The organism is Achromobacter sp. 46006, assembly GCF_059761975.1.
Genome location: NZ_JCBANN010000043.1, coordinates 1 through 14516, shown reverse-complemented (window position 1 = coordinate 14516; position 14516 = coordinate 1). Strand labels below are relative to the sequence as shown.

General features: G+C 68.9%; 9 protein-coding genes. 3 read left to right on the top strand and 6 right to left on the bottom strand.

Features of this window, described 5'->3' with window-relative positions:
• Positions 1-138: 138 nt before the first annotated feature.
• The 4 genes from thiD to AC6LKG_RS18725 form a co-directional block, all read right to left on the bottom strand.
• Positions 139-981, bottom strand: coding sequence for a bifunctional hydroxymethylpyrimidine kinase/phosphomethylpyrimidine kinase (gene thiD, locus AC6LKG_RS18740; protein WP_498166765.1), 843 nt, complete (start codon positions 979-981; stop codon positions 139-141).
• Entirely contained in the window at positions 978-1787 is an 810-nt protein-coding gene (locus AC6LKG_RS18735; RefSeq protein ID WP_498166763.1) for a thiazole synthase, read from the bottom strand. Before AC6LKG_RS18735 ends, thiD begins: the two co-directional genes overlap by 4 nt.
• Before the next feature lie 265 nt (positions 1788-2052).
• Positions 2053-2955, bottom strand: a complete 903-nt coding sequence (locus AC6LKG_RS18730; protein ID WP_498166761.1) for a cobalamin-binding protein — start codon at positions 2953-2955, stop codon at positions 2053-2055.
• Between the two features lie 55 nt (positions 2956-3010).
• On the bottom strand, positions 3011-5050 hold the full coding sequence (locus tag AC6LKG_RS18725; protein WP_498166758.1) for a TonB-dependent receptor: 2040 nt from the start codon (positions 5048-5050) through the stop codon (positions 3011-3013).
• Positions 5051-5495: 445 nt separating this feature from the next.
• Between AC6LKG_RS18725 and metH the strand changes: the two genes are divergently transcribed.
• Complete coding sequence (gene metH, locus AC6LKG_RS18720) at positions 5496-9269, top strand: methionine synthase (RefSeq protein WP_498166755.1); 3774 nt, start codon at positions 5496-5498, stop codon at positions 9267-9269.
• Between the two features lie 25 nt (positions 9270-9294).
• On the opposite strand, the gene AC6LKG_RS18715 is transcribed toward metH, so the two are convergent.
• Positions 9295-10671, bottom strand: a complete 1377-nt coding sequence (locus AC6LKG_RS18715; protein ID WP_498166752.1) for an MFS transporter — start codon at positions 10669-10671, stop codon at positions 9295-9297.
• A 101-nt stretch (positions 10672-10772) separates the two neighbouring features.
• Between AC6LKG_RS18715 and AC6LKG_RS18710 the strand changes: the two genes are divergently transcribed.
• Positions 10773-11642: a LysR family transcriptional regulator gene (locus AC6LKG_RS18710; protein ID WP_498166749.1), complete on the top strand. Its 870-nt coding sequence runs from the start codon at positions 10773-10775 to the stop codon at positions 11640-11642.
• Between the two features lie 40 nt (positions 11643-11682).
• Here the strand turns inward: AC6LKG_RS18710 and iaaH are convergent, their stop codons facing one another.
• On the bottom strand, positions 11683-13149 hold the full coding sequence (gene iaaH, locus AC6LKG_RS18705) for an indoleacetamide hydrolase (RefSeq protein ID WP_498166747.1): 1467 nt from the start codon (positions 13147-13149) through the stop codon (positions 11683-11685).
• A 205-nt stretch (positions 13150-13354) separates the two neighbouring features.
• Between iaaH and AC6LKG_RS18700 the strand changes: the two genes are divergently transcribed.
• Entirely contained in the window at positions 13355-14173 is an 819-nt protein-coding gene (locus tag AC6LKG_RS18700; protein ID WP_498166744.1) for a helix-turn-helix transcriptional regulator, read from the top strand.
• Positions 14174-14516: the final 343 nt, after the last annotated feature.

The window sequence follows — 14516 nt, the reverse complement described above, 5'->3', positions numbered from 1 at the left end:
TTCGTAGCGTCCTGTGACGCCGGCGGGCGGGGCGGCCGGTTACAGCCACGGAAACGGCCCGGCCGGCGCGGCGGTTTCGGACGCAATCATGGCCAGGACGGCGGGGAATCCGGCAGCGAGTGCCGTGCCCCGCCAGGTTCACCACCAGGCGTGGAAGTGGTGCACCGGGCCATGGCCCGAACCGACCGACAGGCGCTCGGCGTGGCGGATGGCCTCGGTCAGGTAGGCCTTGGCGCGGCGCGCCGCCTCGGGCACGTCCTCGACCTGCGGCAGCAGGGCGGCCAGGGCGGCCGACAGGGTGCAGCCGGTGCCGTGGGTGTTGGCGGTCTCGATGCGGTGGCCGGGCAGCTCGATCATGCGGTCGCCGTCGTGCAGCAGGTCGATGGTGTCGTTGCCGGGCAGGTGGCCGCCCTTGACCATGACCCAGCGCTGGCCCGAATGCGCCAGCTTGTTGCGCAGGCGCTCGGCCACGCGCCGCATTTCCTTGACCGTCTCCACCGGACGCTCTTCCAGCAGCACGCCGGCCTCGGGCAGGTTCGGGGTCAGCAACGTGGCCTGCGGCAGCAGCGCTTCGCGCATGGCGCCAACGGCGTCGCGTTCCAGCAGCAGGTCGCCGCTCTTGGCCACCATGACTGGGTCCAGCACGACGTGGGCCGGGGCCCACTTGGCCAGCTTCTCGGCCACCACCTGGATCACCGGCTGCTGGCCCAGCATGCCGATCTTGACCGCGTCGATGCGCACGTCGGCGAACAGGGTGTCGATCTGCTGGCCGACGAAGGCCGGCGGCACCGGCGAGATGCCGCTGACGCCCTGGGTGTTCTGCGCGGTGAGCGCGGCGATGACGGCGCAGCCATAGGCGCCCAGGGCGCTCATGGCCTTGACGTCGGCCAGGATGCCGGCGCCGCCGGACGGGTCGACGCCGGCGATGGTCAGCGCGTTGGGGATCGGGCGGCCAGTGGCGGCCGGCTGGCGGCTGCTCATTTGGCGGCGCCGGGGGCGGCGGTGATCAGGCCTTCGGTCGGCGAGCTGGGCGCGCCGCTGTAGAGCTTTTTCGGCATGCGGCCGGCCAGGAAGGCCTCGCGGCCGGACTCGACCCCCTTTTTCATGGCGCTGGCCATCAGCACCGGGTCGCGCGCGGCGGCGATGGCGGTGTTCATCAGCACGGCATCGCAGCCCAGTTCCATGGCGATGGCGGCGTCCGAGGCGGTGCCCACGCCGGCGTCCACCACCACCGGCACGCGCGCCTGGTCGATGATCAGGCGCAGGTTCCAGGGGTTCAGGATGCCCATGCCGGAGCCGATCAGCGAGGCCAGCGGCATCACGGCCACGGCGCCCATGTCTTCGAGCATGCGGCACTGGATGGGATCGTCGGTGCAATAGACCATGACCTGGAAGCCCTCGTCGACCAGCGTCTTGGTGGCCTTAAGGGTTTCGGGCATGTTGGGGAACAGCGTGTGCGGATCGCCCAGCACTTCCAGCTTGACCAGGGCGTGGCCGTCCAGCAGCTCGCGCGCCAGGCGCAGCGTGCGCACGGCGTCGTCGGCCGAGTAGCAGCCGGCGGTGTTGGGCAGCAGCGTGAACTTGGACATCGGCACGTAGTCGAGCAGGTTGGGCTCGCCCGGGTTCTGGCCGATGTTGGTGCGGCGGATGGCGACCGTGACGATCTCCGTGCCGCTGGCGTCCAGCGCGGCGCGGGTCTGATCGAAATCCTTGTACTTGCCGGTGCCGACGAGCAGGCGCGACGAGTAGGCGCGGCCGGCGATGGTGAGAGTGTCTTGAGTGGTCATGGCGGTGTGTCAAAGAGCGGGCGCGCGCTGCGGGACCCGCGGGGGCTGGCTGATCATCGGGCGGATCAACGGGTTGATCACGGTTAGGCGAATCATAAAGCACGGGGCGGCGTGGCAGGCCTCGCGGCGCGGGCGCGGCGTTCCAGAAAACGCGCTTGCCGCGCAGCCGCGGGGCGCGCGAATGACCGGGTCGCGGGCAGGGGCATCCCTGGCGGCCGCCGTGGCGCGGGGGAGATGGCGCGAAGCGCCGCGCCCGTCGCCATGCCTAGGGCTGGCGCAGTTGATCGAGGTCCGCGCATAGCTGCTCGGCCGCGTCGACCAGGCGCGGGCCGGGGCGGTAGAGCGCGTCGGCGTCGATGCCGTAGACATGGCCGGCCTGCGCGGCCGGCAGGCCCATGGCGCGCCAGGCGGCCTGGTTGCGGGCCGTGTCGGCGGGCGTGGAGACGCCGGCCAGCACCGCGTCGGGGCGCGCCGCCAGCACGCTTTCCAGGCCGACTTGCGGCGCCACCACGGGCGCATCGCCGAACACGTTGACGCCGCCGCACAGGCGCAGCGCATCGCTGACGATGCTGGCGTGGTTGAGGGTGTAGATGGGGTCCAGGCCGGCCTGCACGAAGACCCGCACCGGCGCGCGGCCGGCATAGCGCGCGGCCAGCGCATCGAGCCGCGCGCGCAGGGCCTGGGCGGCGGCGGTGGCGCGGGCCTCGGTGCCGAACAGCACGCCCAGGCGCTCGACCGCCTCGGGAATCGCCGCCAGGGTCTGCGGATCGCTGTAGTAGACCGCCACGCCCAGCTTGTCCATGACCCGCGCCAGCGGCGCGGCGGCGGACGGCTGCCAGGCGATGACCAGGTCGGGCCGGGTGGCGGCCACGCGTTCGGGATCGGGTTGGGTGCCGTCGCCGATCACCGGCAGGGACCGGGCGGCGGGCGGATAGTCACTGCCGCGGATGGTGGCGACCAGGTAGGCGCCGGCGCCGGCCGCGTAGACCAGCTCGGTGGCGTGCGGCGCAAGGGTCACCGCGCGCCGCGCCGGGGCGGCCAGGGTGACGTCGCGGCCGCGATCGTCGCGCGCGTGGATCGCCGCCGACGTGGCGGCGGCATCGGCCGCCGCGCCCGGGGCGGACAGCAGCCCCAGGACGGCGAACGGAAGGGCGCGGGCGAAGGTCATGCGGTGGGTCGGTATGGTCGGCGCGGAACAACGCCGACTATATCGGATCGACCGCTCAGTAGCGCACCGTGAGCGAGGCGTAGAAGTTGCGGCCGGGCGCGGGGTACAGGTTGTAGTTGGCAACCGGGCCCAGCATCTGGAACGAGGCGTCGCCGCCACGGATGCCGTAGGTGGCGTACTTGCGGTCCAGCAGGTTGTTGATGCCGAACGCGCCTTCGATGTTGCGGGTGAACTTGTAGGCCACCTTGGTATTGAAGAGCACGTAGGCGTCCAGTTGCGTGTCGAACTGGTTGGCCTGGTCGTTGTCCATGCGCGACTTGCCCACGTACTGCGCCGTCACGTTCCACAGGAACGCGTCGGTGGGGCGCCAGGTTACGCCGGCGTTGGCCAGCCACTTGGGCGCCAGCGGCACGGTCTTGCCCGAGAGGTCGACGCCGGCGTAGGTGCCCGAGCGGAATTGCGCTTCCATCCAGGTCAGGTTGGCGTCCAGCGTCAGGCTGCTGGTCAGCTTGTGGTGGCCTTCCAGCTCGACGCCCTGGCGACGGGTCGGATCCAGGTTGGTGTTGGCGCCGGTGCCCGGGCCCCACTTGCCGTCGGCCAGCGGGTTGTACTGGATCTCGTTGGTCAGGTCGTAGCGGAACCACGACAGGCGGGCGCTGGTGGTATCTGACGCCCAGGTTACGCCCAGTTCCTTGTCGGTGGACGTCTGCGGCGCCAGCGGCGATTGCACCGACAGGGCCTCGTCGGCATTGGGCAGGCGGAAGCTGCGGCCGACCTTGCCGTACAGGCCGAAGCCGGCCGGCAGATCCTGGCGCACGCCAAGCTGCCAGGCGGTCAGGTGATGGCCCTTGTCCGATTCCTCGCCCGATCCGGAAATCACTTCCAGCTTGTCCGAGGCGTACTGGCGGCGCGCGCCCAGGGTGACGTAGGTGCTGTCGGTGGCGCGGATCTGGCCCTCGGCGAACAGGCCGTACTGATGCTGGCGCGACTGCCACTTGGACGGGGTGACGTCGTAGTAGGCGTTCTGGTCGGCGGAGGTCTTGGCTTCCTGCGCGTCGGCGCCGAACACCACGCTGTGGCCGCCGTTGATCGGCAGGCGGTAGCGCAGGCTGGCCAGGTTCTCTTCCAGCTTCTGCTGGCGCAGCGTGTCGCCAGAGCCGTCGTATGACAAGCCGTTGAGCTTCTTCTCGCGGGTCGAGGCATCGGCGTACAGGGTGCCGACGCCGAGCTGCTGCTCGACCTGCAGGCCGAAGGTGGTGGTGGTGGTCTTGACGAAGTCGACCTTGTTCTTGGCGCCGCGCGGGTCGCTTTCGAACTGGTTCTCGCCCGTGGTCGGGTTGATCAGGCGCGGGCCCGGCAGGTCCAGCTTCTGCGTGGTGGTGTTGCCATACAGGCGGATCGAGCCGTTGTCGTGGCGGAAAGTGATGCCGCCGCCGCCGCCCTCGCGGCTCTCGCCGCTGTGCTCGCGGTAGCCGTCGCTGTGCAGCGACTGCATGTAGGCGTCCACGCCCACCTTCTGGTTGTTCAGCGCCACGGCGGCGTCGTACTGGCGCAGGCCGTAGCTGCCGAAGGTGGCGGTGGCGCGGGCCGTGACCGGCTCCCTGGCGAAGTCTTTGCGGGTGATGATGTTGATCACGCCGCCGGTTGTGCCGCCGCCGTATTGCACCGAGCCGCTGCCGCGCACGATTTCGACGCGTTCGACCTGGTCCAGCGGCACCACGCCCAGGCTGGGGGCGGACAGGTCGTTGGTGTTCTGCTTGACGCCGTCGATCATGATCAGCGTGTTGCTGGCGCCGGTGATGCCGAAGCCGCGCAGGTCGACGATGGCGTTGTCGCTGGCGCTGGTGGTGTTGACCAGGTGGATGCCGGCCTGCGTCGACAGCAGGTCCTGCATGGTGCGGGCGCTGCTGGCGGCGATGTCTTCGGCGGTGATGACGGAGATCGACACTGGCAGGGTGCGGCCATCGCTGGGCACGCGCTGGGCGGTGACGGTGACGGTGTCGAGTTCGGGAGTGGCGGCTTGCTGGGCGGCCGAGAGGGCCGGGGCGGAACAGAGCAGGGCGCCGGCGTAGCGCCGGATGGAGCGGGATTTCATCTACAAGACCTCGATGCGACCCGCGACCCCGCAGGTCAATCACGATGGGGAGGATGCCCGGGGTCACGCCGCGTCCCTGGGGGGCGGGCGCCGGACGGGCGTCCTGGCGATCGAACAGGCCGGTATCGGGCTGCCATGGGCGCATCGCGCGCATGGGGACCGTTGCGGGGGCAGCACAGGCTGGATGTCCGAGCCGGCCTTGTGGGCGGCGGGGCGGGCGTCTTCCTGTTTCCCGTTTACCTTTCGCACGCGGACCGGCAAGTGTTGCGTTCTTGCCTGTCCCATTGCGCCGAAAGCACCGGTTCGGGGCCGAAACTGTATCATCGCGGGCCGTAACAGGGTCCAGTTTGTTACGATCAGGGGTTGATTTTTCGGCGTTTATCGCATTTTCGCGACATTCGCGCCGTCTTTCCTGCCGTCCAAAACCCTCCTTCCGGACCCGAACGTGCCGTATCCCCGCCTGCCTTATCCGCCCGAGAGCTTTACCCGTGGCGGCGATTTCGCCCGATTGCTCGGCCAGCGCATCCTGATCCTGGACGGCGCCATGGGCACGATGATCCAGCGCTACAAGCTGGGCGAGGCCGATTTCCGTGGCGAGCGTTTCGCCGGGCACGGCAAGGACCTGAAGGGCGACAACGAGCTGCTGTCGCTGGTGCGGCCGGACGTGATCTCGGAGATCCACCGCCAGTACCTGGAAGCCGGCGCCGACGTCATCGAAACCAACACCTTCGGCGCCACCTCGATCGCGCAGGGCGACTACGACCTGCCGGAACTGGCCTACGAACTGAACCTGGTGTCCGCGCAACTGGCGCGCCAGGCCTGTGACCAGTACAGCACGCCGGACAAGCCGCGCTTCGTGGCCGGCGCGCTCGGCCCGCAGCCCAAGACGGCGTCGATCTCGCCCGACGTGAACGACCCGGGCGCGCGCAATGTCACCTTCGACGAGCTGCGCGTCGCCTACATTGAACAGCTCAACGGCCTGCTCGATGGCGGCATCGACATCGTCCTGATCGAAACCATCTTCGACACGCTCAACGCCAAGGCCGCGATCTTCGCCACCGAGGAAGTGTTCGAACAGCGCGGCATCCGCCTGCCGGTGATGATCTCGGGCACCGTCACCGATGCGTCGGGCCGCATCCTGTCGGGCCAGACCGTCGAGGCCTTCTGGAACTCGGTGCGCCATGCGCGCCCGGTCACCATCGGCCTGAACTGCGCGCTGGGCGCGGCGCTGATGCGCCCGTACGTGGCCGAGCTGTCCAAGATCTGCGACACCTACGTCTGTGTCTACCCCAACGCCGGCCTGCCCAACCCGATGGCCGAGACCGGCTTCGACGAGACCCCGGCCGACACTTCGGCGCTGCTGGAGGAATTCGCCCGCGCGGGACTGGTGAACATGTCGGGCGGCTGCTGCGGCACCACGCCCGACCATATCCGCGCGATTGCCGACAAGGTCACGGCGCTGACGCCCCGAGTGGTGCCGGAGATCCCGGTCAAGACCCGCCTGTCGGGCCTGGAGCCGCTCAACATCGACGAGGACACGCTGTTCGTGAACGTGGGCGAACGCACCAACGTCACCGGCAGCAAGATGTTCGCGCGCCTGATCCGCGAAGAGAAGTACGACGAGGCGCTGGCCGTGGCGCGCCAGCAGGTCGAGAACGGCGCGCAGATCATCGACATCAACATGGACGAGGCCATGCTGGATTCGGTGGCGTGCATGCACCGCTTCCTGAACCTGATTGCCTCCGAGCCCGACATCGCGCGCGTGCCGGTGATGATCGACAGCTCCAAGTGGGACGTGATCGAGACCGGCCTGAAGTGCGTGCAGGGCAAGCCGGTGGTCAACTCGATTTCGATGAAGGAAGGCCTGGAGCCGTTCCGCCACCACGCCCGCCTGTGCCGCCGCTACGGCGCGGCCGTGGTGGTGATGGCGTTCGACGAATTGGGCCAGGCCGACACGCTGGAGCGCCGCAAGGAAATCTGTGGCCGTGCCTACAAGATCCTGGTCGAGGAAGAGGGCTTCCCGCCGGAAGACATCATTTTCGACCCCAACGTGTTCGCGGTCGCCACCGGCATCGACGAGCACAACCACTACGCCGTCGATTTCATCGAAGGCACGCGCTGGATCCGCGAGAACCTGCCCCACGCCCGCATCTCGGGCGGGGTGTCGAACGTGAGCTTCTCGTTCCGCGGCAACGAGCCGATGCGCGAGGCCATCCACACCGTGTTCCTGTATTACGCGGTCAAGGAAGGCATGACGATGGGCATCGTCAACGCCGGCCAACTGGGCGTGTATGCCGATCTCGATCCCAAGCTGCGCGACCTGGTCGAGGACGTGGTGCTGGACCGCGCCGAGCCGGTCGGCAAGACCGACCCGGCCGACGAACGCACGCCGACCGAGCGCCTGGTGCAGTTCGCCGACACGGTGAAGGGCTCGGGCGCGAAGAAGGAAGAAGACCTGGCCTGGCGCAATGCGGAGGTCGAGGCGCGTCTGTCGCACGCGCTGGTGCACGGCATCACCGCGTTCATCGTCGAGGACACCGAAGAGGTGCGCCAGAAGATCGCCGCGCGCGGCGGTCGCCCTATCGAGGTGATCGAAGGCCCGCTGATGGACGGCATGAACGTGGTGGGCGACCTGTTCGGCGCCGGCAAGATGTTCCTGCCGCAGGTGGTGAAGTCGGCGCGCGTGATGAAGCAGGCCGTGGCCCACCTGATCCCCTTCATCGAAGAGGAAAAGCGCCAGATCGCGGCGGCCGGCGGCGACGTGCGCGCCAAAGGCAAGATTGTCATCGCCACCGTCAAGGGAGACGTGCACGACATCGGCAAGAACATCGTGTCGGTAGTCCTGCAGTGCAACAACTTCGAAGTGGTGAACATGGGCGTGATGGTGCCCTGCGCCCAGATTCTGGAGAAGGCCAAGGAAGAGAACGCCGACATCGTCGGCCTGTCCGGCCTGATCACGCCCAGCCTGGAAGAGATGGCCTACGTCGCCTCGGAAATGCAGCGCGACGAGTATTTCCGCAGCCGCAAGGTGCCGCTGATGATCGGCGGCGCCACCACCAGCCGCGTGCACACGGCCGTGAAGATCGCGCCCAACTACGAAGGCCCGGTGATCTACGTGCCGGACGCCAGCCGTTCGGTGGGCGTGGCCACCAGCCTGATGTCCGACCAGGCGGACGCCTATCTGGCGGAGCTGGCCGAGGAATACGAGGACGTGCGCCGCCGCCACGCCAACCGCAAGGCCACGCCGATCCTGCCGCTGGCCGAGGCGCGCGCCTCGCGCCCGCGGATCGACTGGGACAGCTACACGCCGCCGCGCCCCAAGTTCATCGGCCGCCGCACCTTCAAGAGCTACGACCTGGCCGAGATCGCGAAGTACGTGGACTGGGGCCCGTTCTTCCAGACCTGGAGCCTGTTCGGCCCGTTCCCGGCGATCCTGGACGACAAGGTGGTGGGCGAGCAGGCGCGCAAGGTCTACGCCGACGGCCAGGCCATGATGAAACGCATCGTCGAGGGCCGCTGGCTGACCGCCAATGGCGTGGTCGGCTTCTATCCGGCCAACAGCGTCAACGACGAGGACATCGAGGTCTACAAGGACGAGAGCCGCAGCGAGGTGCTGTTCACCTATCGCAACCTGCGCCAGCAGGGCGCCAAGCGCGAGGGCGTCAGCAACAAGTCGCTGTCGGACTTCATCGCGCCCAAATCCAGCGGCAAGCTGGACTACATCGGTATGTTCGCGGTGACGGCCGGCATCGGCATCGAGAAGAAGGAAGCCGAGTTCGAGAAGGCGCTGGACGACTATTCCGGCATCATGCTGAAGTCGCTGGCCGACCGCCTGGCCGAGGCTTTCGCCGAATGCCTGCACGCCCGCGTGCGCCAGGACCTGTGGGGCTACGCGCCCGACGAGGCGCTGTCCAACGACGACATGATCGCCGAGAAGTACGTCGGCATCCGGCCGGCGCCGGGCTATCCGGCCTGCCCGGAGCACGTGGTCAAGACCGACATGTTCCGCGTGCTGGACGGCGCCGACATCGGCATGATGCTGACCGACAGCTACGCCATGTTCCCGGCCTCGAGCGTGTCGGGCTTCTACTTCAGCCATCCGCAGTCGCAGTACTTCAACGTCGGCATCATCGGCGAAGACCAGTTGCAGGACTACGCCGCGCGCAGCGGCCGCAGCATCGAGGATCTGAAGCGCACGCTGGCGCCGAACCTGGGCTGACGGCCTGGGGGTGCGGGATTGGCCTTCAGGGCCTTTCCCGGCGCTGGGCGCCTGGCATGCCCGCCAGGCACAGCAGCGCTCCAAGGGCCAGAAAGGCGACCGCCAAGGTCATCGATGCGTACATGCCATGCATGAATGCCTGTGGCGCGGTGTCGCGCACCAGATAACCGAATACGGCGACGCCCAGCATGCCGCCAATCTGCCTGGCCGAGTTGAGTACGCCAGAGGCAATGCCGGCGCGCGACGCATCCACCGACGAGAGGGTGGCATTGGTCATGGTGGGGATCGTCAGCGCGATGCCGCCACCGGCCATTAGCATCGGCACGACAAGCAGGGCGTAGCGGCCGTCGCGGCTGGCCAGCAGCATCAGCAGGTAGCCGATGGCCGCCAGCCCCAGTCCCAGCACCATCAGGCGGCGCGCGCCCAGGCGGGCCATGAGTCGGCCCGCCACGATGTTCGCGCCGATCAGGACGACCGTCATGGGCAGAAAAGCGAATCCGGCCTGTTGGGGCGACAGGTGCCGCTGGATCTGGAAGAACAGACTCAGCACGAACACCAGCCCGTAGTACGCGAAGTTCACTATCACGCCCGACGCCGATGAAATCGTGAACATCGGCACGCGGAACAACGCCAGCGGCAGCATTGGCGCTGGCGCATGCGATTCGATCCAGAGAAAGGCGCACAGTCCAAGCGCGAAAGCCGCCAGGCCGGCCAGGACCCAAGCATCGCCCCAGCCCCGCGAACCGGCTTCGATCAAGCTGGCCGTGAGCGCCGCGAGCGCCACCGCGGCCGCCACCTGGCCCGGCCAATCCAGACCCCGCCGGGCGCCTGCGGCATCGCGCGGCACATGGCGCAGCGTCAGGCCGAGGCCGATCATGCCGAGCGGCAGATTCAACAGGAAGATGGCACGCCAGCCAAGATGCGTGACCAGTACGCCGCCCAGCACCGGCCCGGCCGCCAGCGCAAGCGCGCCGACCGCACCCCACCAGCCGACCGCGCGATTGCGCGTAATCGCGGACTGGAACGCCCGCTGCAGCATCGAGAGCGAATTGGGTACCAGCAGTGCGGCGCCGAGGCCCTGCACAAGGCGGGCCGCGACCAGTAGTTCCAGGCTGTTCGCCAGGCCGCACAGCAGTGATGCCAGCGTGAACAGGGTCAGGCCGCACAAGAACACGCGGCGTGCGCCGATGCGGTCACCGAGGGCGCCGCTGGTCAGCAATAGCGCGGCGAATGCCAGGGTGTAGGCGTTGACAACCCATTGCAATCCTGCGATGTCGGTCGAGAACTCCTGGCGCAGCGCTTCCAGGGCGACATTGACGACGCTGACATCGAGCAGCACGATGGCGAAACCCGTGGCCGCGGCCAGCAGCGTGCCGCGCGGGGAGTGTGGACGAGAAGACATGGCGAGAATCCGGAGGGGCGTTGATCTGACGCCATGCTAGGCAGTATCAATATGTGCGTAAATTCCATAAAATTGCCAGTCAGACTGGAGAAAACGCACAGATGTTCGACTGGGAGAACCTGCGCTATTTCGTGGCGATTGCGCGGGCCGGGACTCTCTCCGGCGCGGCGCGGGCATTGCGCGTTGACCACGCGACGGTCAGCCGCCGCCTGGGCGCGCTGGAAGCCGAATTGCAGATGCAACTGGTCGAGCGGCTGCCGCGCGCTTGCCGGCTGACGGAGCGCGGCGGGCAGATCCTGGAACTGGCGCAGCAGATGGAATCGGCGGCCTTTGGCATCGCGCGCCGCGCCCGTGCCCAGCAAGCGCCGCTGGACGCCAAAGTCACCTTGAGCGCGCCTCCGGTCCTGGCGACGCATTTGTTGGCGCGCCATCTGGCGGCCTTTCGGCTGGCCCATCCCAGGCTTCAGCTCGCGGTGCTGGCGCAGGCGCAGCAGGTATCGCTGAGCCGGCGCGAGGCCGACATCGCCGTGCGGCTGGTGCGGCCAAAGGAATCCAGCAATGTGATTCGGCGCATCGGGCGCATGCCGTTCGCGCTCTATGCCCGGCGCGACTACGCCGCCACGGTGGCGCCAGCGGATTGGGTGTTCATCGCCTACGATGAGTCCCTGGCCGACATGCCTCAACAAAGCTGGTTGCTGGAAATCGCGGGCGGCAGGCCGGTGGTCTGCGAATTGAGCGACATCAGCGGCCATCTGGCCGCGGCCCGCTCCGGAGCGGGCGTGGCGGGGTTGCCCTGCTTCATCGGCGACGCGCATACCGACTTGACGCGGCTGGCGCACCCGGGAGACGCTTTCGCGCGGGACATCTGGCTGGTCGTGCATCGCGACCTTCGCCGCTTGAAGCCGGTGCGCGTCGTCATGGATTACCTCGTGGACATCGTCTCGCAAACGCCCATGCTGTCGCTCGACTAGCCGGCCGCCCTTGGCGCCCGGCCTGCCTTGCGTTCCCCGGTCAGTCCCGCGCCGGCGCGCCTGCCCGCGCTGGCGGCGCCAGGCGTCCCAGCAGGCTTTCGAGCGCCTGCCCGACCGCAAGAACGGTACGATCCGCACCAGGCAGGCCATCGATTTCCAGCCCAACCGGCAGGCCCGCGTCCGACAACCCCGCCGGCAGGCTCAGGCCGGGCAGGCCCGCGTTGCTGCCAGGATCGACGTTGTGCGCCAGCCGCAGGAACGACTCCAGGCTGCTGGCCTCGGGCGCGGCAAGCGGCGGCGGCACCGGCACCGTGGGGAACAGCAGCCCGTGCAGCGCGTGCTGCTCGAACGCACGGCGGTAGACGTCGATGAGGGCGTTGCGATGTTCCGCGATGGCGCTGTCGTACAGCGGTTGCAGGGGCAGCAGTTCGCCCGACGGCGTGGGCAGCACGCCGGGCACGACCAGGTCGTCGAAGATGGCTTTCACGTCGGGGCTGGAAATCCGCGCCACCAGTTCCTCGAAGCCCACGCCGACATCGTGGCGTTGCAGATAGGCGATCAGATCATGCTTCTGCTCGTACAGGCACAGCGGCATGCCAGTCGCGGCGTTGCTGGCTTCCAGGCCGGGCAGGTCCAGCGGGATCAGCGTCACGCCAGACGCGCGCAAGCGTTCCAGGGCGGCCTGCGCCGTGGCCTGTACCTGCGGGTCCAGGTCCTGCCAGAAATAGCCGGGCAGGCCCAGGCGCAGGTCGGCGGCGCGCAGCGCCGGCAGCGGCGTGTCATCGCCGGTCAGGACCGCGTCCAGCAGCGCGATGTCGGCCATGCAGTTGGCCATAGGCCCGGGCGTATCGCGGGTATGCGAAATCGGCGTGATGTCCGAACCGTCATAGCGACCCACGGAAGGCCGGAAGCCGACGGCGCCATTGAGCGCGGCGGGTAGCCGCACCGAGGCGCCCGTGTCGGTGCCGAGCGCGGCCGGCACCAGGCGCGCGCCCACCGCCGCGCCGCTGCCCGAGGACGAGCCGCCGGCGATGCGTTCGGGATCATAGGCATTGCGCGTGCCCGCGCCGCGCGGGCCGGGGTAGGCGGTGTTGTAGCCGGACACGCCGAAGGCCAGTTCATGCATGTGCGCCTTGCCGACGATGACGGCGCCCGCTTCGCGCAGCCGGCGCACCACCGGCGCGTCTTCCTTGGGGATGAAGCCACGCAGGGCCGGCGTGCCGGCGGTGTTGGGCAGGCCCGCCACATGGATGTTGTCCTTGATCGCCAAGGGTACGCCCTCTAGCGGCCGCGGGGTGCGGCCGGCGGCGCGCGCCGCGTCGGCGGCCCTTGCCTGGGCCAGCGCGCCCTCGGCGTCGACGGTGATGAAGGCATTGAGGTCCTGGCGGGACGCGATGCGGTCCAGGCAGGCGCGGGTCAGGGCTTCGCTGGTGATCTGGCCGTCGCGGAACAGCGCCGCGGCCTCGGTCACGGTGGGGCAGCTCGAGGACGTCTGGTGGGCGGTCATGGCGGGGTTGTCTCCTTGGTTTTGGGGCGGTTGCGTCGGGTCGACACCGTTCTGTGCAGGGTTGACCGTAGCGCGGCCGGGCGCCGTTCGTCGATATGCCGGTCCGGCCCGTGGTCGCCCGCGGGCGGGCCGCGGTACCGCCCGGGCGGCCAGGCGCTAAGATAGGTGGAGCTTATACACGTACAAGTGCCTCTCTTATCCTGGTATGAACACTTCCCCCCAGGCCGGCGCCGCCGGCCACGAAGGCTCCCGCCTGCGCCGCCAGGCGCTGGGCGAATTCGTGCGCAGCGCCCGCTCGCGCATCACGCCGCAGATGGCCGGCCTGCCCGAAGGCATGCGCCGGCGCACGCCGGGGCTGCGGCGTGAAGAGGTGGCGCAGTTGTGTGGCATCAGCGTCACCTGGTACACCTGGATCGAACAGGGGCGCGAGGTATCGGTGTCGCCCTCGGTGTGGTCGCGCATTGCGGGCGTGCTGCAACTGGCGCGGGCCGAGCGGGCCTATCTGTTCGACCTGGCCGATTGCGCCGATCCGCAGCATGCGCGCGACGATGCGATGGGGGCGCCGGGTTCGCTGCGCGAATGCGTGGACGCCATCACCGCGCCGGCCTATGTGCTGGATCGGGCCTGGAACGTGCTGGCCTGCAATGGCCCGCTGCGGGAACTGTTCGACGACTGGCCGGCCCGGGATCCGGAGCCGAACCTGTTGCGCTACATCTTTCTCGATCCGGCGGCGCGCGAGCTGGTGGTGGATTGGGAGCAGCGCGCGCGGCGCGTGGTGGCGGAGTTTCGGGCCGACGCGGGCGCGCATCTGGACGAGCCGGCGGTGCTGGCGCTGATCGATGCCCTGAACCGGCAGAGCGCGGTGTTCGCGCATTGGTGGAACCGGCACGCGGTGGTCGAGCGCGAGGGCGGCCTGCGTGAATTCGCGCATCCGCGGCGGGGGCGGATGGCGTTTCAGCAGATCACGTTTCGCCTGGCGACGCATCTGGATCTGAAGCTGGTGATGTTGCTGGGGGATGAGTGATGGGTGGGTTCTTGAGGCGCGAGTGACGGGGCAGGCGGGGGATGGCGGGGCTACGATTGCGGTCCGGAGCGTTCGCTCCGGACTGCCCCGTGCTCAACCTCGTTGCCGCCTACGGCGGCTGCCTTCGGTTTCCGCCGGGCGCATCTACACGCCCCGCCATCCCCCGCCTGCCCCGCCGCTCGCTCGCGTCGTGACTTAACGGCGGCTGGTGGGGGGGGGGGGGGGGCTGGCGGTTTTTTCCGCAAATCTCTGGGGGGGGAAGGGTTTGGGGGGTGGCCACGGGCGGCGCTTTTGATCCATTGCGGCCTCGGCACTGTCGCCTATCGTGCGTGGATGTTTGTGG

Coding starts and splice junctions, on each gene's coding strand:
- thiD (WP_498166765.1), bottom strand. CDS start 981: ATGAGCAGCCGCCAGCCGGCCGCCACTGGCCGCCCGATCCCCAACGCG.
- AC6LKG_RS18735 (WP_498166763.1), bottom strand. CDS start 1,787: ATGACCACTCAAGACACTCTCACCATCGCCGGCCGCGCCTACTCGTCG.
- AC6LKG_RS18730 (WP_498166761.1), bottom strand. CDS start 2,955: ATGACCTTCGCCCGCGCCCTTCCGTTCGCCGTCCTGGGGCTGCTGTCC.
- AC6LKG_RS18725 (WP_498166758.1), bottom strand. CDS start 5,050: ATGAAATCCCGCTCCATCCGGCGCTACGCCGGCGCCCTGCTCTGTTCC.
- AC6LKG_RS18715 (WP_498166752.1), bottom strand. CDS start 10,671: ATGTCTTCTCGTCCACACTCCCCGCGCGGCACGCTGCTGGCCGCGGCC.
- AC6LKG_RS18710 (WP_498166749.1), top strand. CDS start 10,773: ATGTTCGACTGGGAGAACCTGCGCTATTTCGTGGCGATTGCGCGGGCC.
- iaaH (WP_498166747.1), bottom strand. CDS start 13,149: ATGACCGCCCACCAGACGTCCTCGAGCTGCCCCACCGTGACCGAGGCC.
- AC6LKG_RS18700 (WP_498166744.1), top strand. CDS start 13,355: ATGAACACTTCCCCCCAGGCCGGCGCCGCCGGCCACGAAGGCTCCCGC.